We start from the raw sequence: 26616 nt of genomic DNA, 5'->3' as shown, positions 1-26616 counted from the left end.
GGAGCGTGATCGCCAACGTTGCGGCGCTCCGGGCGGTACACCAGAATGCCCTTATGACGGGTGAACTCAGGCCAGCCGACGGCTCTTCCGGGCCTCTCGCAAAGGCCGACATGCGGGCGTCCGACCGGGACCGGGACCAGGTCGTGGAGATCCTTCAGGTTGCCGCGGGCGACGGCCGGATCACCGCTGCCGAGCTGGACGAGCGGTTGGACGCGGCGTTGTCCGCCCGCACCGCCGGCGATCTGGCCCGGCTGACCGCCGACCTGCCCTCCGAAGGGATGCCCTCGCAGGCCAAGGATCTGGTCCGGATCGACCAGCGCTTCGGTGATGTCTCCCGCACCGGCCGCTGGTTGGTTCCGCGCCGCATGGAGATCCGCCTGATGTTCTGCGAGGCGAAGCTCGACTTCACCGACGCGTTGATCACCCACAGCACCCTGCACATCGATGTAGACCTGCGCATCGGGGGAAATCTGATTCTGGTGACCAGGCCGGGCATCGTGGTCGACACCGACGGCCTGGAGCGCAGCAGCGGCGAGATCAAGATCCGGCCGGCCTCCGACGCCGGCACTTCCCCTGTCCTGCGTGTACTCCTGGCCGGGCAGCCCCGCGGCGGTGACATCACCGCCCGGCCCCCGCGACGGAAGCTGTCGGAGCGGTTGCGTCGCACACCTGGTCAACTCGGCCACTGAACAACGCCCTTGGGCAGCCGGGTTCGGCCAGGGACGAACCGGCCACCCTTGGCCGCCGCTGAACAGCGTGCGGGACGTCACCCCGGTGAGACCGTGGAGATCCTCTTCTCGAACCAGTGGTCGGCGTACCGCTCCTCGTTGAAGGCGGGGACCTCCTCGAAGCCGGTGGCGCGGTACAGGCGGATGGCGGCAGTGAGCGCCCGGTTGGTGTCCAGGCGCAACACCTCGCGGCCGTGTTCGCGGGCCCGCGCCTCCAGCTCCGTCAGGAACCGGCGTCCGAGGCCGAGGCCCCGGGCGCGGGGCGCGACCCACATGCGCTTGATCTCGGCCGTGCCGTCCTGAGGCAGCTTCAGACCGGCGCAGCCGACGGGCTCGCCGTGCAGCCGGGCGACCAGGAACAGACCGTGCGGCGCACGGAGCCCGGCCGGGTCGGGCAGCAGGCTCAGCACGGGGTCGAAGCCGGTCTCGAAGCGTTCCGCCAACTCGTCGGAGTAGGACCGGAGGCAGTGCTGGGCATCGGGGTGTTCCGGGGCGAGGGCGTCCAGGGTCACCGTCGAGGCGGTCAGCAGACGTTCGACCTCGGCCATCGCGGCGACGAGCCGGGCACGCCGGCCGGTGTCGAGCGGGGCCAGCAGGGAGCCCGCCAGTTCGTCGCTGCGGCCGTCGAGCACGGCACGCTCCTCGTGCCCCGCCCGGGTGAGCCGGACCTGACGCACCCGCCTGTCCCCGGGGTGCGGCTCCACCGTGACCAGACCGTCGGCCTGCAGGGCGCGGAGCAGCCGGCTGACGTATCCGGAGTCGAGCCCGAGACGCTCGCGCAGCCGCCGTACGTCCTGGCCCTGCTCGCCGATCTCCCACAGCAGCCGGGCCTCGCCGATGGGCCGGTCGCAGGCAAGGTAGTTGTCCTGGAGCACGCCCACGCGCTCGGTGACGGTCCGGTTGAACCGTCGCACCTGGTCGATCTGTTCCGCGTCCATTCTCTGACTCTAGTCAGAGATGCTCGTGCGGGGCCAGCGACGCGGACGTCGCCGGGTCGGCCGGATACGCCCGGTGGCGACACTCGCGTCACCCCTCTGATCGATTGAAACCGTTCAAATTGTCAACTCACTTACACGGCAACCAATATGAAGGACGTGCAGCTGGATAGCACACCACCAAGAAACTCCCTGCACACTCATTGACCCACACCTCGTCCACCTTTACGTTCAGCTACGTCCACTCTGTGAATCGATTCATCACTTCTCTGTGAGGGGCCGCATTGATCAGCAGGAGGAACATCCTGACGAGCGCAGCCGCCACGGTGGGCGCTGTGGCAGCCGGAGCCGCACCGGCCGTCGCCGCACCGGCATCGGCACCCTCCCCGGTGCAGACGCGGCGCGGTGCACCACGCGTCACCACACCGACCGTCGAGTACGTCCAGCATCCCCTGGGCCTCGACACACAGCGCCCTCGGCTGAGCTGGCCGGTAGCCTCGGACGAGGCCGATGTTCAGCAGAGTGCCTATCAAATCAGGGTCGCCTCCAGCGTGTCCGGCCTGTCGCACCCGGACATCTGGGACAGCGGGAAGGTGATGTCCGGCGAATCCGTTCTCGTCCCCTACACAGGGCCCCCGCTCACACCGCGGACACGGTACTTCTGGTCCGTACGGGTGTGGGACACGGCCGGTGGCGAGTCCGGCTGGAGTGCGCCCTCGTGGTGGGAGACCGGCCTCATGGACCCCGCGCAGTGGTCCGCCACCTGGGTGTCCGCTCCCCCGTCCCTCACGGACGCGCCGTCGCTGGAGAACAGCTCCTGGATCTGGTTCCCCGAGGGCGAACCCGCCAACAGCGCACCGGAGGGCACCCGTTGGTTCCGGCGCACCATCGATGTCGCGGACGGGATCACCGCGGCAACCCTCGCCATCAGCGCGGACAACGTGTACGCGGTCTCCGTGAACGGCGCCGAGGTCGCGCACACCGACCTCGCGACCGACAACGAGGGCTGGCGCCACCCGGCGGTCGTCGACGTCCTCGCACCATTGCGTCCAGGAAAGAACGTCCTCGCGGTATCGGCGGCCAACGCGAGCGAAGGGGCCGCCGGCCTGATCGCCGCCCTCACCCTGCGCACGGCATCCGGCGAACAGCACGTCGTCACCGACGCCTCCTGGAAGTCGACGGACAAGGAGCCCGCCGGCGACTGGCGCGGACCCGACTTCGACGACAGCGGCTGGCCGGCGGCGAAGGAGGCGGCCGCGTGGGGAGCCGCCCCGTGGGGCAAGGTCGTTCCGGCGGTGTTCGCGGCCAACCAGCTGCGGCGCGAGTTCGAACTGCCGCGCAAGAACGTCGCACGGGCGCGCCTGTACGCCACTGCTCTCGGCCTGTACGAGGCCCATCTCAACGGCCGCCGCGTGGGCCGCGATCAGCTCGCCCCCGGCTGGACCGACTACCGCGAGCGCGTCCAGTACCAGACGTACGACGTCACCGCGCTGCTGCGGCCCGGCGCGAATGCCATCGGTGCATATGTGGCGCCGGGGTGGTACGCGGGCAATGTCGGCATGTTCGGGCCCCACCAGTACGGGGAACGCCCCGCTCTGCTGGCCCAGTTGGAGATCGAGTACACGGACGGGACGAGCCGGCGCATCACGTCGGACACGCACTGGCGGGCCGCCTCCGGGCCGATCCTCTCCGCCGATATCCTCGGCGGAGAGACGTACGACGCGCGCAAGGAGACCGCAGGCTGGATCTCACCCGGCTTCGACGACCGGACCTGGTCCGAGGTCCGCGGCGCGGGTGGGACCGCACCCCGGCTGATCGTCGCGCAGGTGGACGGCCCGGTCCGGGTGACCAAGGAACTTCCCGCCAAGAAGGTGACCGAGCCCACGCCCGGGGTCTTCGTCTTCGACCTGGGCCAGAACATGGTCGGCTCGGTGCGGCTGCGCCTCTCGGGCGACGCGGGTACGACGGTGCGGCTGAGGCACGCCGAGGTCCTCAACCCCGACGGCACCGTCTACACCGCGAATCTTCGGAGCGCCGCGGCGACCGACACCTACGTCCTCAGGGGCGGCGGCGCCGAGACGTACGAACCGCGCTTCACCTTCCACGGATTTCGCTACGTCGAGGTGACCGGGCTCCCCCGCACTCCCCGGGCCGGCGCTCTGACCGGTCGCGTCATGCACACGTCCGCCCCGTTCACCTTCGAGTTCGAGACCGACGTCCCGATGCTCAACAAACTGCACGACAACATCACCTGGGGCCAGCGGGGCAACTTCCTCTCCATCCCGACGGACACCCCCGCACGCGACGAGCGTCTGGGGTGGACGGGTGACATCAACGTCTTCGCGCCGACGGCCGCGTACACGATGGAGTCGGCCCGCTTCCTCACCAAGTGGCTCGTGGACCTGCGGGACGCCCAGACCGCGGAGGGTGCCTTCACGGACGTGGCGCCCATCGTCGGCAATGTCGGCAACGGCGCGGCCGGCTGGGGCGACGCGGGGGTCACGGTCCCGTGGTCGCTGTACCAGGCGTACGGGGACCGGCAGGTCCTGGAGGACGCCTGGCCGTCCATCCGGGCCTGGCTGACGTACCTGGAGAAGAACAGCGACGGCCTGCTGCGGCCGGCCAGTGGGTACGGCGACTGGCTGAACGTCTCCGACGAGACCCCGAAAGATGTCATCGCCACCGCGTACTTCGCGCACAGCGCCGATCTCGCGGCCCGGACGGCCAAGGAACTCGGGGAGGACCCCGCGGCCTTCCTCGATCTCTTCGCGCGCGTACGGAAGGCGTTCCAGGCCGCCTACGTCACCGCCGAAGGACGGGTGAAGGGCGACACCCAGACGGCGTATGTCCTGTCCCTGTCGATGGACCTGCTGCCGGACGCACTGAGGGAGGCGGCGGCCGACCGGCTCGTCGCGCTGATCGAGGCCAAGGACTGGCATCTGTCGACGGGCTTCCTCGGTACGCCCAGGCTGCTGCCGGTCCTCACCGACACCGGGCACACCGATGTCGCCTACCGCCTGCTCCAGCAGCGCTCCTTCCCCAGCTGGGGCTACCAGATAGACAAGGGCTCCACCACCATGTGGGAGCGCTGGGACTCCATCCAGCCCGACGGCGGCTTCCAGACCCCCGACATGAACTCCTTCAACCACTACGCCTACGGGTCCGTCGGCGAGTGGATGTACACGAACATCGCCGGAATCTCGGCGGGCCGGCCCGGCTTCCGCGAGATCGTGATCCGTCCCCGGCCGGGCGGCGACGTCACCTCGGCCCGCGCCACGTTCGCCTCGGTCTACGGCCCCGTCTCCACCCGGTGGAAACTGCGCTCCGGCAGCATCGATCTGAGGTGCACCGTGCCTCCCAACACGAGCGCCGAGGTGTGGGTCCCCACGGACACCCCGGGCTCGGTCACCCACACCCGCGCGACGTTCCTGCGGGAGGAAGGGGGTTGCGCGGTGTACCGGGTCGGCTCCGGGAGCCACCGCTTCACCGGGTAGCACGTCCCGTCATCACTGCCTCGGCGTAAGGTAGTTGTCCCATACATCTCTTAGAGGGAGCCACACGTATGCCGATCCCCCTCGGTCTTGGCCTTCCGCAGATGAAGCAGTACGAGCTCGGCCGCGACGTGGCCGACGTGGCACGGGCCGCGGAAGCAGTCGGGTACGAGAGCCTGTGGGTGTTCGAGAGGGTCCTGTTCCCCGAGCCGGCCACCCAGGGCCTGTACGGAGTCCCGGGGCTGGCCTGGCCGGATCAGTACCGCAGCGTCGCCGACCCGTTGGTCACCCTGACGCTGGCCGCCGCGGCAACCGACCGCGCCCGGCTCGGGACGAGTGTTCTCGTCGCACCACTGCATGTCCCCTTCCAGCTGGCCCGCTCGCTCGCCTCGCTGGACGCCGCCAGCGGTGGCCGGGTGATCGCGGGGCTGGGCACGGGCTGGTCCCTGGACGAGTACGCGGCCGCGGCCGTCGCTCCCTTCGAGAAGCGCGGCGCGGTCCTGGACGAGCTGCTCGACGTGTGCGCGGCCGTCTGGGGGCCGGACCCCGTCTCGTACAAGGGGAATCTCACCACGATCGCCCCGTCCGAGGTGGGGCCCAAACCGGCCCGTCCCATCCCCGTCTTCCTCCCGGCGAACGGCCCCCGGGCCACTCGCCGGCTGGTCGACCGGGCCGACGGCTGGATGCCCGTGGCCATGGGCGCGTCGCAACTGGCCGAGCAGTGGCAGCGGGTGCGGGACGTCGCGGCCGAGCGGGGGCGTGAGCGGCCGGTCGGTGTCTGTGCCCGTGCCAACGCGCGGTACAGCGCCGAGCCGGTGGCGGGCAGGGACCGGCAGCCGTTCCACGGAAGCGTCGCGCAGATCGTCGAGGACCTGGTGGCACACGCCGCCACCGGCGTTCCGGAGTTCATGCTGGACCTCCAGAGCACCACCCGTGACGCCACGGAGCTCGTCGACGTGGCGACCGAGGTGTACGAGGCGGCGCGAGCGGCCGGGGTCTGAGCCGGTCCGGAGGGTGCGATGGCTGCCACGGGGCGGCGCTCTTCACCGGGGGCGCGCTGGTCGACGGTGCGGTCGCGCTCGCGAGGGCACCTCTGGGGCGGCTGCGGCTGGTTCTCGGTTTCACGATCGTCGACGGACTGATCACGGGGATCGTCGTGGTGGCGGATCCGGACCGGCTCCGCAGGCTGGAACTCGGTGTCCTCGACGGCTGCTACGTCGCCCGTGGCCTCTCCGACGCCCCATGGCGACGCTGCTCCGGGGCCTCGTTGTCGTACCCCTGTGGCAGGGTTTTTCCAGGACGCCGGACCGGTTGCCCTCATCACACTGTGGGACGCAGTCGCACGGCTGCCGAAGGAGCGACGCCATGTCCGGTACCGACGGAGCCCGTACCTCCCTGGCCGCTGTCGCGGCCCTGCTCGCTCCGGCCCATGAGGCTGTCGCCGAGCGGGTACTGCACGCTCACGACGACCCCGCGGGGTACGTGCGCGACCATGCCGCCGCGTTGGAGGACCGGGGTATCGATGAGCCCGTGCCCGACCTCGCCTGGATAGCGCTCGTCGACGCGCTGGCCGAGCACCGGCTGCTGGCGGAGCTGGACTGGAAGGAGGATCCCGAGGAGATACGGTCGCAGCTGCGGGGGCTGGCGTCCCGGCCGTCGGTTGATCCCTGGGTGCTGGTCGAAGCGGCGGACATGCTCCTGCCGACCCACGACTTCCTGGAGGCGTGCGGCCGGCACTACCGCGACGTCGGTGCGGCGCTTGCCGTCCTCGATATCGAGTCGGACTGCTACCCGGTGGTGTGCCTGCGGGCCGCGCAGGTGAAGGAGCTGACCGCGCTCGCGGCCCGCGCGGGCTTCACCGCACAGAGTCTCTGCGTCTGATTCCGGGTCCGGCCGATGGTGCGGAGAAAGGGTCGGAACAGTGGGCTCGGCGGCAGCGGGAACGGGTCCGTGGCGCCACCCGGCGGGCCCTCGCGGAGCCGTTCGCCGGCCGGTGCGCGGAGCCCGTCCACCGCTCTGCGCACAAGCCTCTCAGGGACCCGCGACAAGGCTCACGGCAACCCCGCTGACCTGGCCTTCCGTACTGTCCGGACCTATCGTTCCGCTATCGGGAAAGGGGATCCGGATGGACCGGAACATAAGAACCGTGGACGACGTACTGAGGCTGCTCGACGGCCTGTTCGCGCCGGAGGCAGACCGCTGGACGACGGGCGGGGCTCCCTGGTGGGACGACTTCTACGCCGACCGTTCGAAGCCCGTGCCGTTCTTCGTGTCGAAGCCCGACGAGAACCTGGAATCACTGCTCGACCGGGGTCTGCTCAAGCCCGGGCGGGCCCTCGATCTTGGCTGCGGTCCCGGCCGCAACGCCATCCATCTGGCGTCCAGGGGGTTCGAGGTGGACGCCGTCGACCTGTCGCCGACAGCGGTCGCCTGGGCCGGAAGCCGGGCCGCGGAGGCGGGTGTCAACGTCCGCTTCCGCTGCGGGGACGCCTTCGAGCTCCTCGCCGCCGCACCCGAGCGACCGTACGACCTGATCTACGATTCCGGCTGCTTCCACCATCTGCCGCCGCACCGGCGCATCAGCTACCGCGCCCTGCTCGACCGGGCCCTGGCACCGAGCGGCCACCTCGCCCTCACCTGCTTCGCGGCCGGAGCGATGGGCTCGGAGCTGAACGACGGGGATTTCTACGCCCAGTCACGTCTTCACGGCGGACTCGCCTACACACCCGAGGCGTTGCGCTGGATCTTCTCCGACCTCACGGAGATCGAACTGCGCCGTATGCGGGACGAGCCGTCCGAGTCACCGCTGTTCGGCGAGTCCTTCCTGTGGACCGCGCTCTTCCGGCGGGAAGACCCCGCAGCGCCGACGGCTTCCGCCGCACCGTGACCGGTTCAGCGGCGGCCGGGGCGCGCTCGCACCGGTTCGTGGACGCGGCGGGGCCGCGAGGTGCGTACTGCCGGGTGACAGCGTGCCGTTCACCGATCCCCGGGCCGGGGCTGACGCCCTGCGGGGACGTGGCGCTCTGCGGCGGGCGCAGAGCGCCGGCTGTCAGACCTGCAGGGCGGCGATCTCGCGCACTGTCGCCATGTCGCTGAACGGGATGAGCTGTTCGCCGACGATCTGGTACGGCTCGCTGCCCTTGCCCGCCACCAGCACGATGTCGTCGGGTCCGGCGGACTCCAGGGCGAAGGCGATCGCGGAGCGCCGGTCCGCGTAGCGTTCGAACCTGGTTCCGCTGCCCTCCAGACCCGGGGCGATCTGGTCCATGATCGCTTCGGGGTCCTCGTTCCTGGGGTTGTCCGACGTCAGGACGCAGAGGTCGGAGCGGGTCCCGGCGATCTCGCCCATCTGGGCCCGCTTGGTGACGTCCCGGTCTCCCCCGCAGCCGAAGACGGTGATGACCCGCCCCCGCGAGAAGTCCCGGACGGCGCTGAGGACCTTGTCCAGGGAGTCCGGGGAGTGGGCGTAGTCCACGATCACCGCGGTGCCGCGCGGGGTCTCGAAGCGTTCCAGCCGGCCGGGCACCGGAGGCATCCGGTCGAGTGCGGCCACCAGTCCGGCGAGGTCGTGGCCCAGGAGGTGGCAGGCCGCCACGGAGGCCAGCGCGTTGGACACGGAGAACCGTCCGGGGACCGGGATCGCCGCCGGGTACTTGCTGCCCTCGTGGTGGAGGGTGAAGCGGGTGCCGAAGGCGTTCATGCTCAGGTCCGTGGCCCGGTAGTCGGCCTCGGCTTCGATGCCGTACGTGGTGACCATGCCCGGCATCGACGGGGCGATGGCCGCGCCCACCGGGTCGTCCGCGTTGACCACGGCGCTCCGGCACAGCCCCTGGAAGAGGCGGAGCTTGGCGTCGCGGTAGTTCTCCATGGTGCCGTGGTCGTCCAGGTGGTCCTGCGTGAGGTTGGTGAAGATACCCACGTCGAGGAAGGCGCGGTCCACCCGGTGGTGCAGCAGGCCCATCGAGGTGGCCTCCAGGACGACCGTGCCGACCTCGTGGTCGCGCATGTGCGCCAGGAGGTACTGGAAGTCCGGTGACTCGGGGGTGGTCAGGACGGAACGCGGCATCGGGATGAGTTCGTCACCGATCCGGCTCCCTGCGGTGCCGATCACTCCGACTCGCGCGCCCTCGGCGATCCTGAGCACGGATTCGACCATGTACGAGACCGAGGTCTTTCCGTTGGTGCCGGTGACGGCCACCATGTCCATGGTCCGGCCGGGTTCCCCGTGGTAGCGGGAGGTGACGACCGCCGCTGCCGTCCGGGTGTCCGCCACTCGCACCACGCACGCGCCGTCGGGCGATGCCCGCACCGCCGCGAGGATCTCCGGTGCCTCGCTGTCCACCAGCACGGCCACGGCGCCCCGCGCCAGTGCCGGGCCGACGGCCTCGGGACCGCCCTCACGGTGGCCGGGTACGGCGATGTACAGCGAACCCGGTGTCACGCGGTGGGCGTCGAAGCATGCTCCGGCGGTGATCGGGGTCTCCGGATCACCGAGGAGGACCTCGTGATCGTGCCCGGCCAGCAACTCCCTCAGTTTCATGCAGGGTCCTCTCGAAAATGCGGCTCGCCACCCGACGGCCGCCGCCGCGGGGGTTGCCGACGGCGCGCCGCGGGAGCTGCGCATGGTGTGGGGTGCTGCCGTGTGTGCAGCGAAGGCGGTGAAAGAACTCCGGTGGCGGAAGAACTCCGGTGACGGAGGAGGCGGGCACGGCCGGAAGCGGAATGGCGTCGCGGCGCGGCCGGCAGTGGTGGGTCCTGGTCAGCCGTGCCCGTGCAGGGCGCGGCATCGCGCCTGGGGGGCGGCGGGGCACAGCAGGTGAGATGCCTGTCCCAGGCACTCCCTCACCGCGTCTGTATGACCCATGAGTGGAGTGTACGTCCCGGGGGCCGCGCCGGGTCCCCGTCGTCGTGCCGGCCGGGAGCAGGGGGTGCCCCGGTGGGGGCGCGAGTGGGGCGCGGACCGGTCGTGCGGAATCCTGCGCGGCGGCGTCCGCCGGGGGGACCGGTGGCGCGCGAAGGGCCTGCCGCGCGAAAGCGGTGTGCTCCGCGCGACAGGCCCCTGGGCCGGTGGTGGTCAGGCTGAGCGGTACGCCGGCCCGTGCCGGTTCAGGTTCTCGGCGGTCACGCCGTGTGGAGCGTCAGCCCGTAGCGGTTCAGGATCTCGTTGATCGGCTGGTGCCAGGTCTCGCCGCCCGAGGTGCAGTCGCCCCAGCCGCCCGAGGTGACTCCCTGTGCCTGGTCGCCGCTGATGAAGGAGCCGCCCGAGTCGCCCGGCTCCGCGCACACGCTGGTCTTGGTCATCTGGTAGACGGCGCCCTGGCTGTAGTTCACCGTCTCGTTGGTGGCCAGTACGTTGCCGCAGTGCCAGTGCGAGGTGGATCCGGAGCGGCATATCGAGGCACCGATGGGGGCCGCGGCGGAGCCGCGTACGAGCTGGTCCGAGACGGTGCCCCAGCCGAGGACCACGGGGACGGTCCACCAGCCGTTGCCCACGCTCACCCAGGCGTAGTCGTCGCCGGGGAAGGACGAGCCCTGGAAGTTGCCGATGGCGGAGCCGTCCCATCCGCTGACACCCGCGCCCGCCTGTCCGCAGTGTCCGGCGGTGACGAAGCCGCCGTACACGGAGAAGCCGATGGAGCACCGTACGTTGCCCGTGTAGTACGGGTCGCCGCCCACGGTCCCGGCGGCGAAGGTTCGCGGCGCCTGGGCGGTCTGCTCGACGACGACCGGTCCGGCCGCGCGGGCCCGCTCGACGAACTTACGGACATCGTTGTCACCCTGCGCAGAGGCGACGACGTTCACGACGACCTTGTTGGCCTCGGGGTCGACGTGCCAGCTGCTGACCCCGGCGGGCGCGTCGAGCTTGTCGATCCGCGCCTTGACGGTGTCGAGCCGGCGCGCGGTGTGGGTGACCAGGCGTACGGCCGCGCCGGTCGCCCGTACGGCCGCTTTCTGCCTGTCGCTGGTGACGGCCACGGTGAGGCCGCCCGTCGACTGGTCGATCCAGGAGCCGCCGTACGCGGCTCCGGCGGCGCGCTTCGCCTTTCCCTGTATCGCGGTCGCCGTCTTCTCCGCGGACAGCCTCGCCCTGGCCTGACTTTCCGTCAGCCCGAAGTCCTTCTGCATGGCGGCGAGCAGTCCGGCGGACGCCGGAGGCGCGTCGGAGACGGTGGCGGGGGTGTCTGCGGCGGAGGCGGAGGGGAAACCCGCGCCCGCCCAGGCTCCGACGAGGAGCACGGCGGACAGAGCGGTTCGCAGAGCTGTGATGCGTCTCAAGGCATTGGCCCTTCTGTTGTTCCGGCGAAGTGGGGGAGGAACAGCAGGCGTCCGGGAGACGTCTCCTGAGAGCGCTCTCAGAGTGTGCCGTTCCGGACTGTAGCCCAGAGTCGTTTACAGGTCCATGCCAATGCATGAGTGGCCTCTCGGGCTCACCCGTTGAGTAGACGTACTCATCCCGTGGCCCCGAACTCGCCCTACGGTCACGTCAGATGAACAACGGGGCGGTGCCGGAGGGTGCCGTTCGGGGCGGGCTGGACGAGGAGAGCGGATATGCACAGATCGTCGGGAGACGGGTCATGGGGACGCGGATCGTCGGGGCGCGGTTCATCGGGAACGCCGCGCAGGATCGGAGCCCGGCTGACCGGTGCCCTGATGTGCTCGGTCGCGCTCGTGCTCGGCGGCTGCGGGGTGCTGACCACGAAGGAGGACCGCCGGTTCGCCGAGACGCTGGCCGACGAGCACTACCCGGGAGTGCTCCGAGTGGTCGAGGTGCGCAAGCTGTTCCCGCAGGCGGGCGGCTCGGAGGTGGCCTTCTCCGTGACCGGCGACCCCGACGCGGTCGTCCGGATCCGCGTCGACGCCGCGGCCGGAACGTGCCATACGCATGACTGCCGGAAAGTCCTCGACGACGCGGTCGGACGGGGGCGGTCCGAAGCTGCCCGGCTGCGGCTCCTCACCCGTACGTTCAGGAGCTGCGGCCACGAGGTGATCGGGGTGGAGCCCTCGTCCGGAGCCCCGTGGATCGTGGCCTCGCCGACCGACGCCACCGTGTCACGCGTACTCGATGACATCGGATCCTGCGTCCGGCGCTGGGTGGAGGAGGACGGGCACAGCGGTGGGACCGCGCACGCGCGGGGTGCCTCGGTGAACATCGCCTCCCCCGCAGCCGCCCGGCGCCGCCCGGCCGGCAAGAAGTCGCAGCCGACCGCGATGCGGCTGAGCGAAACGCGTCTGCTGGCCTCCTTGCAGTCGCGTCCGTACTTCGTCGCGAGCTACTCCGCTTCGCAGGGGCGCATCGACACCACGGGCAGCGCCCGGATCGTCCAGCCCTTCGAGACACGGCAGAGGTTCGCCGCGACTGTCGGGGCCGCGGTGAGGGCGCGGCTCCGGGCGTCGTACCCGAATGTGCGGATGAGCGCGTACCAGGGGGTGTGGAGGCTGGAGCCGGGAACAGTCGACCGGCTCACCGGGTACGTGCTCTACTGCGAGCGGCCGGACGGCGAGAAGCGGTGCCTGGGCGACCGGGCCGTGGTGGTGACGACGGATGCGCGGGGCGAGCCGGTGGGCGAGGTGCGGGAGGCCGGCAAGGTACGGGAGGGCAGGGGGCCGTTGCGGCTGCCGCCCCTGTGAGGACCGCCGGCCTCCCGCCGGGCGCATCGTGTCACGGCCGCGGGGGCCGGTAGCCGAAGCTCCGCCACAGTGCGCGGACCGTCCCGCTGTCCGACCAGTGGCCGGGGGCCGGTGCCCTGGTGGTGTCCGTCGTCTCCCAGGTCCGGACCGGGCCGCCGGAGGTGCCGAGCGGCTCCCACCCCGGTTCGCCGGTGGCGGCGAATCCGGCCCAGGCGGCGGCCATCCGGTCCGAGAGGTGATGGTCCGCGGCCGTCGGCGCGCCACCGGTCAGGAACCAGACACTCTGCTCACCGAGGTTCCCGAAGGCGAACGGGACGTCCGCGCAGTGCCAGGCGTACGCGACCGGCTGCGATCCGCCCCGCTGCCGTGCGAAGCGGGACAGGAAGGTGCGCCCGCCGGCCCGTGCGTGGGCGTCGGCGAGCCGGCTGCTGTACTCGCCGAACATCAGGTCTCCGTGCAGGGCGAGGTGGACGTCGCCCACGGGGGCTTCGGGCATGAGCCCTCGGTAGCCCCGCGTCAAGGGCTCCGGGAGCCCGAAGTCCCCGGCGAAGCGGTCCAGCTGTTCCTCTGTGGTGACCTTCGCGCTGCTGCCGACGGCGTCCAGCAGCCAGTACTCCTGGGTGGTGTGGCAGACGAGCAGGTCGATACCGGAGGCGGCCCCGTCGGCGAGGGCGGCGAGCGGGTCGGAGCGCAGGTGCACCCCGTCGGCGACCGGGCCGTAGATGACCGGGTCCCAGTGATGGCGTCCGGAGTGCGGGTTCCGCCGGTATCCGTCCGTGACGGCGTCGGACGCCTTCACCAGCGTGTGCGGCGAGGCGGCTGTCAGTCCGGCGCGCGTCGCGGGGACCGCCGCCTCGGCGGCCACCATCTCCATGAGGTGTCCGGCGAGTTCCGGCGAGTAACAGGGGCCGACCGCGCTGTGCGCCATCGCGCGCCGGAACAGCCCCCGCGCGCCGTCCATGACCATCAGGCAGGCCACCGACGTCGCTCCGGAGGACTGCCCGGCGACGGTGACGTTTCCCGGGTCCCCGCCGAAGGCGGCGATGTTGCGGCGCACCCACGTCAGGGCGGCGATCTGGTCGAGCAGCCCGCGGTTGGGCGGGCAGGGTTCATCGCCGTCGGCCGGGACGTGGCCGAAGCCCTCGAAGCCGAGGCGGTAGTTGAGCGTGACGACGACCAGGCCGGCGCGGGCGAGCGCGGCGCCGTCGAAGTCCGGCTGCGCACCGGACCCGAAGGTGTAGGCGCCCCCGTGGATCCAGACGAGCACCGGCCGAGGGAGGCCGGGGGCGGCGCTGCCCGTGGCCGGAGTCCAGACGTTGAGGCTGAGGACGTCCTCGTCGCCGGGCGACCAGCCCGGGGCTCCCGGCAGCTGCGCCGACTGCGGTGGGACGGGCCCGAAGTCCACGCACTCGCGGATGCCCGCCCAGGGGCGGCGGGGGCGTGGCGCCAGGAACCGGTCCGCTCCGAACGGCGGCTCGGCGTACGGAATGCCGAGGACGGCGACGACGCCCCGGTCCGGGCCGCTGCCCCGTACCTGCCCGCATGTCGTGTCGAAGACACTCGTCAAGGTTGCTCTGCCGTCCTTCGCTCACCGCCCCTGCCGGGCGCAGTGAGCAGGATCGCAGAGCCCCTGGTCGCGGCGCCACCGAAATGATCGTCACCACGAGGAGGGCGCCGGGCCGCCGTCCGGGGAGGAGTGGTCACGAGCCGACCTTGCGTTTGTTGTAGACGTCGAAGCCGACGGCGGCGAGGAGCACGAGGCCTTTGATGACCTGCTGGTAGTCGGTACCGATACCCACGAGCGACATTCCGTTGTTCAGTACGCCGAGCACGAGGCCGCCGATGACGGCGCCGAAGACCGTGCCGACACCGCCGCTCATGGAGGCGCCGCCGATGAACGCGGCGGCGATGGCCTCCAGTTCGAAGTTGGTGCCGGCCTGCGGCACGCCGGCGCCGAGACGGGCCGCGTAGACGGCGCCCGCGAGTGCGGCGAGCACGCCCATGTTCACGAACACGAGGAACGTGACGCGCTGGTCCTTGACGCCGGACAGCTTCGCCGCGGCTCGGTTGCCGCCGAGTGCGTACACATGACGGCCGATCACCGCGTTGCGCATCACGTACCCGAACCCGATCAGCAGGACGGCGAGCAGGAGCAGCACCACCGGGACACCGCGGTAGCTGGCCAGGGTCAGGGTGAAAGCGAGTACGGCCGCGGCCATGGCCGCGCACTTGGCGAGGAAGAGGTTCCGGGGCAGGACGTCGAGTTCGTAGCGCTTCTGGCGGCGTCGGTCGCGGACCTCCTGGAGCAGGGCGAAGGCCAGCAGCACGAGCCCCAGGAGCAGGGTGAGGTTGTGGTAGTTGGTGTGCGGTCCGACCTCCGGGAGGTATCCGGTGGAGATCTTCTGGAAGCCGTCGGGGATCGGGCCGAGCGAGCGGCTGCCCAGGAGGATCTGCGTTCCGCCGCGGAACAGCAGCATCCCGGCCAGCGTCACGATGAACGAGGGGATGCCGACGTACGCGATCCAGAAGCCCTGCCAGGCACCCGCGACCGCCCCGAGGGCGAGGCCGAGAACGAGTGCGAGCACCCAGGGCACGTCGTGTTCGACCATCATCACGGCGCAGGCGGCGGAGACGAAGGCGGCCAGTGAGCCGACCGAGAGGTCGATGTGCCCGGCGATGATGACGATCATCATGCCGATGGCCAGGACCAGGATGTAGCTGTTCTGGAGGACGAGGTTGGTGACGTTGTTCGGCTTGAGCAGGACGCCGTCGGTCCATATCCCGAAGAGCACGACGATCAGTCCGAGGGCGATGAGCATCCCGTACTGGCGCGTGTTGCGGCGGACCGCGTCCAGCAGGACCGCGCCGGTCGTCACGGAGGGGGTGGGGGCCGCCCTGCCGGTGCGCTTTGGGGTGGCGGTGGGGGTCTGGGCCATTTCCTGCTACCTCTTGTCGCTGGTCATATGGCGCATGAGGACCTCCTGGGTGGCCTGTGCGCGCGGGACTTCGCCGGTGAGCCGGCCGGCCGACATGGTGTAGATGCGGTCGCACATGCCGAGGAGTTCGGGGAGTTCGGAGGAGATGAGCACGACGGCCTTGCCCTGGGCGGCGAGCCGGTCGATGACGGTGTAGATCTCGTACTTCGCGCCGACGTCGATCCCGCGAGTGGGTTCGTCGAGGATGAGGACGTCCGGACCGGCGAAGATCCATTTGCTGAGGACGACCTTCTGCTGGTTGCCTCCGGAGAGTCGGCCGGTCTGCTCGAAGACGGTGGGGGCCTTGATGTTCATGGAGGTGCGGTACGACTCGGCGACCCGGGTCTCCTCGTGCTCGTCGACGATCCCGCGCCTTGAGACCTTGCCCAGGGCGGCGAGGCTGATGTTGCGGCCGATGGTGTCGATGAGGTTGAGGCCGTACTGCTTGCGGTCCTCGGTGACGTAGGCGATCTTGTGGCGGACCGCTTCGGAGACGGTCCGGGTCCGGATCTCCCGGCCGTCCTTGAGGACCGTGCCGCTGATGTCGGTCCCGTAGCTGCGGCCGAAGACGCTCATGGTCAGTTCGGTGCGGCCGGCGCCCATCAGTCCGGCGAGGCCGACGATCTCCCCGCGCCGGGCCCGTACGGAGACGTGGTCGACGACCTTGCGGTGCCGGTCGATCGGGTGGTGCACGGTCCAGTCGCGGATCTCCAGGGCGGGGTGGGCCCCCGGTTCCCCTTCGTACGGGGTCCGTTCGGGGAAGCGGCTGTCCAGTTCACGGCCGACCATGCCCCGGATGATGCGCGCCTCGGTCGTCGATTCGGCGTGCACGTCGAGGGTTTCGACGGTCCGGCCGTCGCGCAGGACGGTGACGGAGTCGGCGACCGCGGCGATCTCCCCGAGCTTGTGCGAGATGATGATCGACGAGATGCCCTGGCTCTTCAGCTCTTTGATGAGGGTGATGAGCTGGGCACTGTCCTCGTCGTTCAGCGCGGCGGTCGGCTCGTCCAGGATCAGCAGCTCGACCTTCTTGGCCAGGGCCTTGGCTATTTCGACGAGTTGCTGCTTGCCGACACCGATGTCCGCGATCCTGGTCTGCGGATTCTCCCGCAGACCGACCCGGTCGAGGAGGTCCGCCGCGTGGCGCAGCGTCTCGTTCCAGCTGATGAAGCCGTGTGGGGCGTGTTCGTTGCCGAGGAAGATGTTCTCCGCGATGGAGAGGTACGGCACCAGGGCGAGTTCCTGGTGAATGATCACGATGCCGCGCGCCTCGCTCGCCCGGATGTCCTTGAATGCGCAGTCCTCGCCCCGAAGGCGGATCTCGCCCTCGTAGCTGCCGTGCGGATGAACTCCGCTGAGGACCTTCATCAGGGTCGACTTCCCGGCGCCGTTCTCCCCGCAGATGGCGTGCACCTCCCCCTCGGCGACGGTCAGGGAGACGTCGGAGAGGGCCTTGACGCCGGGGAACGTCTTGACGATGGACCGCATCTCCAGGACCGGGGCGGGCCCTGCCACCGGGCCCGCCGTAGGATCTGTCATCGGAGGTCGCTCGCCTTGATGTAGCCGGAATCGACCAGCTGGGCAAGGTAGTTGCTCTTGTCGACGCTCACCGGGTCGAGGAGGAAGGCGGGCACGACCTTCTTCTCGTTGTCGTACGTCTTGGTGTCGTTGACCTCGGGCTTCTTGTCGTTGAGTACGGCGTCGGCCATCTGGACCGCCTGTTTGGCCAGGGCGCGGGTGTCCTTGTAGACGGTCTGTGTCTGCTGTCCCGCGATGATCGACTTCACGGACGCGGCCTCGGCGTCCTGGCCGGTGACGACGGGGTACGGCTTGGCGCCGGTGCCGTACCCGTCCGACTTCAGGGACGAGATGACGCCGATCGAGATGCCGTCGTACGGGGAGAGCACGGCATCGACCTGGGCGGAGGAGTAGGCGCTCGTCAGCAGGTCGTCCATGCGCCTCTGGGCGGTGCCGCCGTCCCAGCGCAGGGTGGTGATCTGGTCGAGTTCGGTCTGCTTGCTGCGGACGACAAGCTGCTTCTTGTCGATGTAGGGCTTGAGGGTCTTCCAGGCGCCCTGGAAGAAGTAGCGCGTGTTGTTGTCGTCCGGGGATCCGGCGAACAGCTCGATGTTGAACGGGCCCTTCTCGCTGCCGGACCTCAGCCCCAACTTGTCGAGGATGTAGCCGGCCTGGAGCTCGCCGACCTTCTCGTTGTCGAAGGAGGCGTAGTAGTCGACGTCCGGAGTGCCGAGGATGAGCCGGTCGTACGAGATGACCTTGATGCCCTGCTCCCCCGCCTGGTGCAGCACGTCGCTGAGTGCGCGGCCGTCGATGGCGGCGACGACCAGGACGTCCACCCCCTTCGTGATCATGTTCTCGATCTGGGAGACCTGCTGATCGACGTCGTCCTCGCCATATTGCAGATTCGTCTTGTAGCCGAGCTTCTTGAACTCGGCGGCCATGTTCTTGCCGTCGGCTATCCAGCGTTCCGATGACTTGGTCGGCATGGCGATTCCGATGGTGGAGCCCTTTCCGCCCGCCTTCTTCTCCTTGCTGCCGCCTTCGCCGCTCTGTCCGCAGGCGGCGAGGGTGACGGACAGGGCAAGGGCGGTGAGGACCGTAGCGGTCCGTGCGGCACGCGGAACGGTCGCGGTGGGTGAGGTACGCATGTCGATCCTCCGGATGCGAGGGAAACGGCTGGGCGGGCCGGGGATACCCCTCATAGGTTGTTCGGTATTTCGGACGCGGTTCGGGCAATTGTGCAGCTGAAGAACGCTCGACTCAGCAGGCAGCCGCCTCCGGCCACCCCTGTCGAGCCGGATGGCGAAACAGCCGCATCACGGTGTTCGATATTTCGTCGTTCGTTCGAAATGCTGGCGTGACGGTAGTGAGAGGCCGGGAGGGGTGTCAATGGTTCGCGCAGGCACAGCCATCACGGCTCCGGCCGAGGAACGACTTTCAGCCGTCCGGTCCGAGCACCGGCAGGCGGCCCGCCCGGAGCGGCGCCGGGTTGTGGCCCGTGGGACGGACGCGGATGGTGGAGGTGCGGGCGGTTCGTCACACCGCCCGCCGGACGTATGGGCCCCCCGTACCGTCCGCCGGCCGAACGCCCCGGAGGGCCAGGTGAACGCCGTGACCAACGAACCCACTTCCGTGGCCGGGCTACGGGTCCCGGATACGGCACTGGCGCGCGAGGCGACCCAACTGGTCCGGGACATCACGAGCGAACTCGTCTTCCACCACTCGCGCCGCGTCTTCTGGTTCGGGGCACTCCAGGGCCGCAACCGCGATCTCGGCTACGACCCCGAACTCCTCTACATCGGCGCGATGTTCCACGACCTCGGTCTCGGCGAGCGCTTCCGCACGAGCGGGCGCCGCTTCGAGGTGGACAGCGCGGACGAGGCGCGGCGGTTCCTCCAGGGGCACCACGTCCCGGAGGACAGCGTCCGCAGGGTCTGGACGGCCATCGCGCTGCACACCACACCGGGTATCCCGCAGTACCTGGAGCCCGAGGTGGCGCTGGTGACCGCCGGGGTCGAGTACGACGTACTGGGCATCGGCTACCAGGACATCTCCGAGGAGGACCGGTCCCGGATCGTCGCGCTGCACCCACGTCCGGATTTCAAGCAGCGCATCCTCGGCGCGTTCACCGACGGCATCCGCCAGAAGCCGGAGACGACGTTCGGCAACGTCAAGGCGGATGTACTGGAGCACTACGTGCCGGGGTTCGAGCGGGGCGATTTCGTCCGTACGATCCTCGACTCACCCTGGCCGGAATGAGCCGGGCCGTCGCGCTGCCGTCGCGCCGGGTCAGCGGGCCTGGCTGATCGCGGTGCGGAGCATCGCCACGGTGGTCGCGGCCGCCGCGCGTTCCGCTTCGTCACTTGTCGCACGCACCCGCTCCTCCAGCAGCACCACCGCCGCCTGGAGCACACCGACACGGACCGGAACGCTCTGCATCGCGGTCAGAACCGCAGCGGCCTGCTCGGCCGGAGTCTCGGTCGCGGCCTGCGGGATGAGGGTGGAGATACCGCGCCCGAGCGCACGGTCACGAGGCGGCTGAGCCGCGGCTGTGGTCACCGCAGAAGTCTGCCGCACCAAGGGGCCCGAATCAGTCATCGACCTGGCCGCCGCGGCCCGGCATCGTCCTGGACGTGGTCGTGCACGCGCCTCAACAGGGCTGCCAGCTGCGTACGTTCCGCGACGGTCAGAGGCGCGAGCAGGCCGTCCTGGATGGTGAGCGCCTCCGCGTGGAGCCGGTCGAGCAGCGTACGGCCCTCCGGCGCCACGGTGACGGTGACGCGGCGCCGGTCGGTGACGTCGCGGGCCCGCTCCACGAGCCCGGCGACGGCCAGGTCGTCCACGATCTTCACGACGTCGCTGCGGTCGATCGAGAGCCGGGCCGCCAGTTCCCGTTGCACATGAGGGCCGAAGTCGACCAGTGCCGCCAGCACGGCCAGGTGCCAGAGCCGCAGCCCGCGCTCCGTCAGCCGGGCCGCCAGCCGGCCGCGCGCGACTTTGCCGGTCCTGGACATCAGATAGGTCGTGAGTCCCAGGAGGCTGGGCGGGGTCTCGTTCGTGTTCATCACGTATATCGTAGGGCCCACCCAATGATGGGTGAGCACCTACCGATCACGCTGTCATGAACGCACTGCACCCCCGATGTTCGTCTGCCCGGCCCACGGTGCCGTTCCGGTCGCGGAGGCGTGCGAGCGGCCGGGTGGGGTCCCGGGCTCCGCACCGCCCATGCGTGGGGCCCCGAGGGCAACCTCATCGAGCTGCAGTCCTACTGGCCGGGCCGGTGGCGGGAGCCCTGCGCCCCGGGTCCGGCGGTCATGCCGGCGGGCTGGCGAGGTCGAAGACGAGGCGTCCCGACACCTTCCCGTTGAGGACTTCGTCGATCGCGGAGTTGATGTCCGCCAGAGCGCGGCTCTCGCGGACCACACGGGTGCGGCCGAGCCGGTGCAGCCGGAAGACCTCTGCCAGGTCCTCACGTGTCCCGACGATCGAGCCGACGACCTTCGTGCCGTTCAGTACCGTGTCGAAGACCGGGAGTTCCAGTTTCCCCTCCGCCGGCAGTGCCACGAGGACGAGCGTGCCGCCCCGGCGCAGCGCACCGTAGGCCGCGCCGAACGACTCGTTGCTCACCGCGAGCGAGATGGCCGCGTCGGCGCCGCCGAGCCGGTGCGTCTCCTCCGCGACGTTCTGGACGCGGGCGTCGATGACATGATCGGCACCCAGCTCCCGAGCGAGCGCCAGCTTCTCGTCAGTGACGTCGACGGCGATGGTCTCGGCGCCGAAGATCCGCGCGTACTGCAGGGCGAGGTGGCCCAGTCCGCCGATCCCGGAGACGAGGGCGCGGGTCCCCGGGCGCGCCCCGGAGAGTTTCACCGCCTTGTACGTGGTGACGCCCGCGCAGGTCAGGGGCGCCGCGTCCAGCGGATCGATGCCGTCGGGCACGCGCACGACGTACGTGCCGTGGGCGAGGGCGTACTCGGCATGGCTGCCGTCGACCGAGTAGCCGCTGTTCTGCTGCGCCAGGCACAGTGTCTCCCAGCCGGAAACGCAGTGGTCGCAGTGTCCGCACGCCTCGCCGAGCCAGGGGATGGCCACCCGGTCCCCCACCGCGAGATGGGTGACCTGGTCGCCGGCCGCCTCGACGATGCCGATGCCCTCGTGGCCGGGGACGAAGGGCGGACTCGGTTTGACCGGCCAGTCCCCGTGGGCAGCGTGGATGTCGGTGTGGCACAGCCCCGAGGCCTCCATGCGTACCAGGACCTGGTGTCCGGCCGGGGTGGGGACCGGCCTGTCCTCGATGACGAGAGGCTCGGTGAAACTGCGGACGACGGCGGCTCTCATGAGTACTCCTCCGCTTCGGTGCGGTGTGCCCGGCCTCCTGCGCGAAACCGCGCCGGCCAGGCACACAAGCCTCGGAACAGAGTATTTCGGATGGCCGGTTCTCGCCCCTTCTCGCTACCGGCCCGGTCGTTACCCCCGCGCCCAGGTGTGCATCGCGGACCGCGAGGAGAACTTCGCGACATCCTTGTCGAGAGGATGGTCGGTGTACTGGTGGATGCGCCAGGTGGCCTTGATGCGGGGCTTGCCCGCGGTGACGTAGTCGGCGATCCAGAGACCGTCCCCGGCGTACGACGTGGTGTCGTGGTTCAGCCAGAAGTAGCGGTTGCAGTACAGCAGGACCCGGTGGTGCGGCCGCAGCCGTTTGACCTCGCGGATGAACCGGTCTTTCTCGGCGTTGCTCGCACGGGTGCCCTCACCGTTCTCCTCCCAGTCGACGGCCAGCAGCTCCCCCGCCTTCTCCGGCGCCTTGCTCAGGAAGTACTCCGCCTGCGCCGTGATGTTCCCGGGCCACAGAAAATGGTAGAAGCCGACGACGCAGTCCGCGTCCCGTGCGCGCTTCGTCTGCTCGGTCAGATGCGGGTTGACGTACGAACGCCCCTCGGTGGCCTTGATGAAGACAAAGTCCAGACCGGCCGTGTCGAAGGACGACTGGTGCGAGCTGACATCGACACCATGGAGCATGGGCACCGCCTTCAAGTGGTCCGCGTGATTCCGCTTTCATCCGTTAAGTGCCCGCGACTTGCGGGTCCCATCCGTCGGAGTGGTAGAGGAATCGTTTCTCCGTCACCCGGAATAGCTCCGGGCAGTGCCGGGTTGGTGAACCGGCAGGGACCATGTCACGCAGCGCAGGCACCGTCGGAAGGTCGGATCCATGAAGATCGGCATCATCGGAGCAGGGAACATCGGCGGCAATCTCACCCGGCGCCTCACCGGCCTGGGCCATGAGGTGTCCGTCGCGAACTCACGCGGCCCCGAGACGCTCGCCGCCCTGGCCGAGGAGACCGGCGCCACCGCGGTCACCGCGGCGGAGGCAGCCCGGGGCGCCCAGGTCGTGGTCGTCACCATTCCGCTCAAGGCCGTTCCGGTACTGCCCGCCGGCTTCCTCGACGCCGCCGCCGAGGGCGTCGCGGTCATCGACACCGGCAACTACTACCCGCAGCGGGACGGCCGCATCGCCGCCATCGAGGAGGGCCTGCCGGAGAGCCGCTGGACGGAGACGCAGATCGGCCACCCCGTCATCAAGGCCTTCAACGGGACGTACGCGCAGGACCTCATCACCCATGGCCGGCCCGCCGGCACCGCGGACCGGCAGGCCCTGCCGGTGGCCGGTGACGACACGGCCGCCAAGCAGACCGTCCGTGAGCTGATCGACGAGCTGGGCTTCGACACGGTGGACGCCGGCGGGCTCGACACGTCGTGGCGCCAGCAGCCGGGGACTCCGGTGTACGGCAACCGGGGTGATGCGGCGGCGATCGAGAAGGCCCTGGCCTCGGCGTCCCCCGAGCGCACCGCCGAGTGGCGGGCCTGAGACCGGTTGCGGGGGTCCGGGCGCGAGGTCCGGGCCTCGCCTGCGGGGCCTCGGGGTGCACGCTCGTGCGGGTGCCCGTTCCGCGCCCACGGCCCCGGGGCGCCGGCGCCTCAGCCCTCGAATGCGGTGCTGCGGCTGAGCGTCTCCCAGGTCAGGAGCTCGGTGCGAGAGACGTCGAGGCCGGCGAGGACCGCGTCCGTGGCGTCGTTGCCGAGGGGCAGCCGGAGCGGGGGGTGCTCTGCGGCCAGGGCGGTCAGGATGGCCGCGGCCGCCTTGTCCGGATCGCCCTCCTGCTTGCCGTCGGAGCCGGGCAGACCGGTGCGGACCGGGCCCACGGTCTCCTCGTAGGCGGGGAGCGGAGCGGTCTGGTGCAGAGCACCGCCCCCGGCGAACCCGGTCCGGAACGATCCGGGCTCGACGATCAGTACCTTGATCCCGTGCGGGGCCACCTCGGCGGCGAGCGCCTCTGACAGGCCCTCCAGGGCGAACTTCGTCGCCGAGTAGGCGCCGACACCGGGAAAGGTGAAGCGGCCGCCCATGCTGCTCATCTGGACCACGGCGCCGGAGCCGTTGCGGCGCATGTGCGGGAGCACGGCGCGCACCAGCGCGGCGGGCCCGAAGAAGTGCAGGTCCATCAGATCACGCAGCTCGCGGTCGCCGGTCTCCTCGACGGCGCCGATCATCCCCATCCCGGCGTTGTTGACCACCACGTCAATCCGCCCGTACCAGAGCAAGGTGTCCGCGACGACGTCCGCGATGCGCGCCGTGTCGGTGACGTCCAGTTGGAGTGCGACGGCGCGGTCGGGGTGTGCGGCGACGAGGCCGTCGAGCGCTTCCGGCCTGCGGGCCGTGGCAACGACGGTGTCCCCGGCGGCGAGAGCGGCCGCGGCGAGGGCACGACCGAATCCGGAGGAGGCCCCGGTGATCAGCCAGACGCGGCCCGGCGCCCGGTCCCGGATCGCCGCGTCGTGTCCGGCCTCCGTGCGGTGCTCGGCGTTCATACGTAACTCCATGTGATCTCGGGGTTGTTGTGGTGACTCCGTTATGTCATCCGGCTCTCCGGGCGGTCCAAGACAGAGACTCTCCGGACCGATAAAGACGGCTTATGATCCCTGGATGGAGCTGCGTCAGCTGCACTACCTCACGGTCATCGCCGAGGAGGAGAACCTGGGGCGGGCCGCCCGGCGGCTGTTCATCAGCCAGCCCGCCCTCTCGTACGCCCTCAAGAGCCTGGAGTCGGAGCTCGGAGTCCGGCTCTTCGACCGGCATGCCGGAGGCGTGTCGGCGACAGCGGCAGGGCGTGACGTGATCGCCGAGGCGCTGCTGACCGTTCGCCAGTCCGAGCGGGTGTCGGCGGCGGCCGAACGGCACACCCGCGGCGAGACCGGTGTGCTGCGGGTGGGTTTCGAAGCGAGCGGCGCCGGCGAACTCACCACGCGCGCCCGCGCGGAGTTCGCCCGGCGCCACCCTGGAGTACGGGTGGCGCCCAAGCGCTACGACTGGGGGCAGGAGGCCGACGCGCTGCGCGACGGCCTGGCCGATGTCGCCTTCGTCTGGCTGCCCAACGATCTGAGCGGGCTGCGCAGCGAGCTGGTGCACACCGAGCCGCGTGTCGTGGGGCTGCCCTGCGGGCACGCGCTGGCGGACCGTTCGGGCGTCTCGGTGCTCGAAGTGGGCGGCGAGCCGCTGATGTGGACGCGGCGCGCCCCGCGGGAGTGGGTGGACTGGTGGGCGGTCAACCCCCGGCCGGACGGTTCGAGTCCGAAGTGGAGCCCGACCAACGACAACGTCGAGGAGATGCTGGAGCAGGTGGCGGAGGGTTCCTCCGTCTGCTTCGCACCCCTGAGCATGGCCCGGTACTACGCGCGGCCGGACCTCTCCTGGGTCCCCCTGACCGATGTGGAACCGCTGCGGGTGGTGCTCGCCTGGGTGGACGGCATGGACACCGCGCTGGTACGGGGCTTCGCCCAGGTCGTACGGGAACTCGCCGCCGCGTCCGATCCGCCGCCGGCCGGCTGACCGGCGGTCAGGGCCTCTCGTCGTCGGGACGGGCCGGCAGGCTGTCCATGAAGGAGCTGACGGAGAACACCGCGCGTCCGGGGCCCGGCGGACCGTAGCCGGGGGGCGAGCTGAGCCCGTACTCCTCCATCGTCGAGCGGTAGGCGTCCAGCAGCCGGATGTGGTACTCCAGCGGCGCGCCGTCCGGGTTCGTCTTGCCCAGCGGAGTCGTGGGCTCGGGACACCAAGTGGTGAAGCGGGGCGTGATGCCGTGCGACATGAAGAACCGCAGGCCCTCGGTGGTGGACTCGATGGCCTCCTTCACCGTGGTGAAGCCGAAGGGCTCGGCCATCTCCACGCCTGCGACGAAGTTCGGGATGACGTTGCGGGCGCCGAAGACCTCGGCGGAGTCCAAGATGCGGCGGTGCCATTCGTCGCGGCCGACGTAACGCTCCTTGCCGGGGCAGTACAGCTCGAACAGCCGGGGGTCCCACACCTCGTAGTTGGGGTGGTAGATCTGCACGCCGTAGTCGTGGAACCGCTGCACGTCTGCCTTGGGAAGAGCCTGGGCGACGACCTTGCCGATCCAGCGGCCGGGGAAGCGCTCCTCGATGGCCTTCGCGTACTGGCCGTAGAAGTCGGCCTCGTCCCGGCCGCCGATGTGGGAGGTGATGGCACCGCCGGTCAGCGTGTAGGCCGTGGACGTCTTCGCGGTGTCGTACCGGTCGATGATGGCCAGTGCCTCAAGGACCTCCTCGACCGGCTTCACTCCGGTGTACGGGCGGCCCGCGGCCTTGTGCTGGCGCCAGTTGTGGTTGATGTCGCAGTACTGGCACTCCTCCTTCGCACCGAAGTACTGGCAGACGCGGAAGACCGTCAGATAGACGAGGTAGCCCCACTGGATGGTGGGCGCGACCTCCATCACGGACTTGCCGTTCTCCAGCGTGTGCCGGTAGTAGTCCGGCATCGGGGGGAGGCCGACGTCGGAGATCCGCCTGCCGTCGAGGTAGAGCCCGAGCACTCCGTCGTCGTCGGCCGCGACCCGGTAGGGAGAAGCCGGATTGACCCGCACGGAGACCACGGTGCGGCGCAGCTCGTACGGTCCGCCGGTGAGGACGATCTCCTCCGGCGGCCGGCGCAGGGCGGCAGCCCCCAGCTCGGGCAGGGTGCCGTGGTCGAAGGAGAAGATGAAGTACGACTTCGGCTTGACGTCACCGCCCTCGTTGTCGCTGAGCGCGGACTCGTCGAAGGCCAGGCCGCCACGCAGCAGGTCCTCCTTGATCACGGCCTCCCGCGGCACGTGCGGGAACTGCTCCATGAGCCGTTCGATCAAGCGGGTGCGGCCTGCTTCGGTGGTGCCGGGCTCGGTACGGCTGGGGTCTGTGCGGCTGGGCATGTGCGAGGCTCCTCGGTCCGGTTGTCGGTGGTGTTCCGGATACGCCACCCTGTGCAACGAACCACGGACCGGAACCG

The 26616-nt window shown here is 70.2% G+C and carries 21 protein-coding genes and 1 pseudogene; 9 read left to right on the top strand and 13 right to left on the bottom strand.

Annotated features, from left to right (window positions below; genetic code table 11):
- The first annotated feature begins 53 nt into the window (after window positions 1-53).
- Window positions 54-689 (top strand): DUF1707 domain-containing protein, encoded by a 636-nt coding sequence (locus tag ACIQM0_RS15595; protein WP_401286439.1) that lies wholly within the window; start codon window positions 54-56, stop codon window positions 687-689.
- A 77-nt stretch (window positions 690-766) separates the two neighbouring features.
- Here ACIQM0_RS15595 and ACIQM0_RS15590 read toward each other — a convergent pair whose 3' ends face one another.
- Window positions 767-1666: a GNAT family N-acetyltransferase gene (locus ACIQM0_RS15590; protein ID WP_401286438.1), complete on the bottom strand. Its 900-nt coding sequence runs from the start codon at window positions 1664-1666 to the stop codon at window positions 767-769.
- Window positions 1667-1947: 281 nt separating this feature from the next.
- Here ACIQM0_RS15590 and ACIQM0_RS15585 point away from each other — a divergent pair, with 281 nt between their 5' ends.
- From ACIQM0_RS15585 to ACIQM0_RS15570, 4 genes are all read left to right on the top strand, one after another.
- Complete coding sequence (locus tag ACIQM0_RS15585) at window positions 1948-5157, top strand: alpha-L-rhamnosidase (protein ID WP_401286437.1); 3210 nt, start codon at window positions 1948-1950, stop codon at window positions 5155-5157.
- Between the two features lie 68 nt (window positions 5158-5225).
- On the top strand, window positions 5226-6155 hold the full coding sequence (locus ACIQM0_RS15580) for an LLM class F420-dependent oxidoreductase (protein WP_401286436.1): 930 nt from the start codon (window positions 5226-5228) through the stop codon (window positions 6153-6155).
- Window positions 6156-6519: 364 nt separating this feature from the next.
- Window positions 6520-7035: a DUF6630 family protein gene (locus ACIQM0_RS15575; protein ID WP_401286435.1), complete on the top strand. Its 516-nt coding sequence runs from the start codon at window positions 6520-6522 to the stop codon at window positions 7033-7035.
- A 244-nt stretch (window positions 7036-7279) separates the two neighbouring features.
- Window positions 7280-8041, top strand: coding sequence for a class I SAM-dependent methyltransferase (locus ACIQM0_RS15570; RefSeq protein WP_401286434.1), 762 nt, complete (start codon window positions 7280-7282; stop codon window positions 8039-8041).
- Between the two features lie 162 nt (window positions 8042-8203).
- Here the strand turns inward: ACIQM0_RS15570 and ACIQM0_RS15565 are convergent, their stop codons facing one another.
- Window positions 8204-9694, bottom strand: coding sequence for a UDP-N-acetylmuramoyl-L-alanyl-D-glutamate--2,6-diaminopimelate ligase (locus tag ACIQM0_RS15565; RefSeq protein WP_401286433.1), 1491 nt, complete (start codon window positions 9692-9694; stop codon window positions 8204-8206).
- Window positions 9695-10275: 581 nt separating this feature from the next.
- On the bottom strand, window positions 10276-11430 hold the full coding sequence (locus ACIQM0_RS15560) for a S1 family peptidase (RefSeq protein WP_401286432.1): 1155 nt from the start codon (window positions 11428-11430) through the stop codon (window positions 10276-10278).
- 273 nt (window positions 11431-11703) lie between these two features.
- On the opposite strand from ACIQM0_RS15560, the gene ACIQM0_RS15555 reads away from it, so the two are divergent.
- Window positions 11704-12783: an SCO7460 family lipoprotein gene (locus ACIQM0_RS15555; RefSeq protein WP_401286431.1), complete on the top strand. Its 1080-nt coding sequence runs from the start codon at window positions 11704-11706 to the stop codon at window positions 12781-12783.
- Window positions 12784-12814: 31 nt separating this feature from the next.
- Here ACIQM0_RS15555 and ACIQM0_RS15550 read toward each other — a convergent pair whose 3' ends face one another.
- From ACIQM0_RS15550 to chvE, 4 genes are all read right to left on the bottom strand, one after another.
- Window positions 12815-14350: a carboxylesterase/lipase family protein gene (locus ACIQM0_RS15550; RefSeq protein ID WP_401286430.1), complete on the bottom strand. Its 1536-nt coding sequence runs from the start codon at window positions 14348-14350 to the stop codon at window positions 12815-12817.
- Window positions 14351-14483: 133 nt separating this feature from the next.
- Window positions 14484-15719, bottom strand: a complete 1236-nt coding sequence (gene mmsB, locus ACIQM0_RS15545) for a multiple monosaccharide ABC transporter permease (protein ID WP_401286429.1) — start codon at window positions 15717-15719, stop codon at window positions 14484-14486.
- A gap of 6 nt (window positions 15720-15725) precedes the next feature.
- Window positions 15726-17273 (bottom strand): multiple monosaccharide ABC transporter ATP-binding protein, encoded by a 1548-nt coding sequence (mmsA, locus tag ACIQM0_RS15540; protein WP_401286470.1) that lies wholly within the window; start codon window positions 17271-17273, stop codon window positions 15726-15728.
- A 20-nt stretch (window positions 17274-17293) separates the two neighbouring features.
- Window positions 17294-18427, bottom strand: coding sequence for a multiple monosaccharide ABC transporter substrate-binding protein (gene chvE / locus ACIQM0_RS15535; RefSeq protein ID WP_401286428.1), 1134 nt, complete (start codon window positions 18425-18427; stop codon window positions 17294-17296).
- A 463-nt stretch (window positions 18428-18890) separates the two neighbouring features.
- On the opposite strand from chvE, the gene ACIQM0_RS15530 reads away from it, so the two are divergent.
- Window positions 18891-19538: an HD domain-containing protein gene (locus ACIQM0_RS15530; protein WP_401286427.1), complete on the top strand. Its 648-nt coding sequence runs from the start codon at window positions 18891-18893 to the stop codon at window positions 19536-19538.
- Between the two features lie 30 nt (window positions 19539-19568).
- Here the strand turns inward: ACIQM0_RS15530 and ACIQM0_RS15525 are convergent, their stop codons facing one another.
- The 4 genes from ACIQM0_RS15525 to ACIQM0_RS15510 all read right to left on the bottom strand — a co-directional run bounded on the left by ACIQM0_RS15525 (window position 19569) and on the right by ACIQM0_RS15510 (window position 22298).
- Window positions 19569-19838 carry a hypothetical protein gene (locus tag ACIQM0_RS15525; protein WP_363028189.1) on the bottom strand — a complete coding sequence of 90 codons (270 nt, stop codon included), beginning with the start codon at window positions 19836-19838 and terminating at the stop codon, window positions 19569-19571.
- Window positions 19839-19873: 35 nt separating this feature from the next.
- Window positions 19874-20344, bottom strand: a complete 471-nt coding sequence (locus ACIQM0_RS15520) for a MarR family winged helix-turn-helix transcriptional regulator (protein ID WP_401286426.1) — start codon at window positions 20342-20344, stop codon at window positions 19874-19876.
- A gap of 247 nt (window positions 20345-20591) precedes the next feature.
- Complete coding sequence (gene adhP / locus ACIQM0_RS15515; RefSeq protein ID WP_401286425.1) at window positions 20592-21617, bottom strand: alcohol dehydrogenase AdhP; 1026 nt, start codon at window positions 21615-21617, stop codon at window positions 20592-20594.
- A 129-nt stretch (window positions 21618-21746) separates the two neighbouring features.
- Window positions 21747-22298 carry a glycoside hydrolase family 25 protein gene (locus ACIQM0_RS15510; RefSeq protein WP_401286424.1) on the bottom strand — a complete coding sequence of 184 codons (552 nt, stop codon included), beginning with the start codon at window positions 22296-22298 and terminating at the stop codon, window positions 21747-21749.
- A gap of 172 nt (window positions 22299-22470) precedes the next feature.
- Between ACIQM0_RS15510 and ACIQM0_RS15505 the strand changes: the two are divergent.
- Window positions 22471-23145: pseudogene (locus ACIQM0_RS15505) on the top strand (NADPH-dependent F420 reductase); the annotation flags it as partial.
- Window positions 23146-23255: 110 nt separating this feature from the next.
- Here the strand turns inward: ACIQM0_RS15505 and ACIQM0_RS15500 are convergent.
- On the bottom strand, window positions 23256-24146 hold the full coding sequence (locus ACIQM0_RS15500; RefSeq protein WP_401286423.1) for an oxidoreductase: 891 nt from the start codon (window positions 24144-24146) through the stop codon (window positions 23256-23258).
- A gap of 115 nt (window positions 24147-24261) precedes the next feature.
- On the opposite strand from ACIQM0_RS15500, the gene ACIQM0_RS15495 reads away from it, so the two are divergent.
- Complete coding sequence (locus tag ACIQM0_RS15495) at window positions 24262-25164, top strand: LysR family transcriptional regulator (protein WP_401286422.1); 903 nt, start codon at window positions 24262-24264, stop codon at window positions 25162-25164.
- Window positions 25165-25171: 7 nt separating this feature from the next.
- On the opposite strand, the gene ACIQM0_RS15490 is transcribed toward ACIQM0_RS15495, so the two are convergent.
- Window positions 25172-26539 (bottom strand): radical SAM protein, encoded by a 1368-nt coding sequence (locus tag ACIQM0_RS15490; protein ID WP_401286421.1) that lies wholly within the window; start codon window positions 26537-26539, stop codon window positions 25172-25174.
- Between the last annotated feature and the right edge of the window lie 77 nt (window positions 26540-26616).

The sequence above is a fragment of the Streptomyces sp. NPDC091387 genome (genome assembly GCF_044756945.1).
In the GTDB taxonomy this organism is placed as follows: domain Bacteria; phylum Actinomycetota; class Actinomycetes; order Streptomycetales; family Streptomycetaceae; genus Streptomyces.
Note: the sequence above shows the minus strand (reverse complement) of the source record. Positions and strands in the feature narration are given on the sequence as shown.